The organism is Bartonella sp. AA86SXKL (assembly GCF_042196885.1).
Genome location: NZ_JBHIRE010000497.1, coordinates 1 through 247 on the forward strand (window position 1 = coordinate 1; position 247 = coordinate 247).

Sequence of the window (247 nt, forward strand, 5' to 3'; positions counted from 1 at the left end):
ATTGCAGTCGTCCTTCTAAAAAAAAGCATGCAACAACCATTGGCACAGCAACAATTCGTGCATAAGTTAAAATATTTGGAAAAGAAAAAGTATGATTTTTCATAAAATTATTTTCAATTTTTTTTGAAATTACAATATACTTTATAAACGTAATAAGGCAAAGATTATGCAACAAGCCTATTTTTCATTAAAATGGTTATAAATTTTTTGTGCAATTGTGGTAGAAATTCCTATAAATTTTGTTATA

Annotated in this window: 1 pseudogene; it reads right to left on the reverse strand. The window is 25.1% G+C overall.

Annotated elements, in window-relative coordinates:
• A pseudogene (locus tag ACFIO5_RS12870) lies at nt 1-103 on the reverse strand (CDP-diacylglycerol--glycerol-3-phosphate 3-phosphatidyltransferase); the annotation flags it as partial.
• Nucleotides 104-247: the final 144 nt, after the last annotated feature.